The following is a 931-nucleotide window of genomic DNA, read 5'->3' as shown; positions in this document are numbered from 1 at the left end:
GGCTTTCGCGACCGCACGCTGGACACCCGGCTGGGATCGCTGCAGCTCCGGATCCCCAAGCTCCGGCAAGGCAGCTACTTCCCACCCTTCCTCGAGCCCAGGAAGACCAGCGAGAAGGCGCTGGTGGCGGTGATCCAGGAAGCCTGGATCGGCGGCGTCTCCACGCGACGGGTGGACGAGCTCGTGCAGGCCATGGGGCTGTCGGGCATCTCGAAGTCGACTGTTTCCAAGCTGTGCAAGGACATCGACGAGCGGGTCACGGCCTTCCTTGACCGGCCGCTGTCGGGCGAGTGGCCCTACCTGTGGCTGGACGCCACCTATCTCCGTCAGCGCGAGGGTGGCCGCATCGTCTCGGTCGCCGCCATAATCGCCGTGGCCTGCGATACCGAGGGGCGGCGCGAGATCGTCGGCCTGCACATCGGCCCGTCGGAAGCCGAGACGTTCTGGGCGACCTTCCTCAAGAGCCTGGTGAAGCGTGGCCTGAAGGGCGTGAAGCTGGTGGTCTCCGATGCCCATGAGGGGTTGAAGGCGGGGATCGCCCGCGTCCTCGGCGCGACATGGCAACGCTGCCGCGTCCACTGGATGAGAAACGCGCTGGCCCATGTCGGCAAGGCCCAGCAGTCCATGGCCTCGGCGGCGCTGCGCCAAGCCTTCCTCCAGGCCGACCAGGAGGCCGCGCGGCAGACCTGGCGCCATGTCGCCGACCAGCTCCGCGAACGCTGGCCCAAGCTGGGCAAGCTCATGGACGACAGCGAGCATGACGTGCTCGCCTACATGGCGTTCCCAGCGCCGCACCGGACCAAGCTGCACTCGACGAACCCGCTCGAGCGGCTGAACAAGGAGGTGAAGCGCCGCGCCGATGTGGTCGGCATCTTTCCCTCAGAGGCTTCCATCATCCGCCTGATCGGTGCCGTGCTGCTCGAGGCCAACG

The 931-nt window shown here is 67.7% G+C and carries 1 protein-coding gene; it reads left to right on the top strand.

Annotated features, from left to right (window positions below; genetic code table 11):
- A partial coding sequence (locus ACFFIC_RS30000; protein WP_377057282.1) for an IS256 family transposase occupies window positions 1–931 on the top strand: 931 nt, incomplete at both ends.

The organism is Muricoccus vinaceus (assembly GCF_042433125.1).
Taxonomy (GTDB): Bacteria; Pseudomonadota; Alphaproteobacteria; order Acetobacterales; family Acetobacteraceae; genus Roseomonas; species Roseomonas vinacea.
This window is presented reverse-complemented; position numbering and strand designations above follow the sequence as displayed.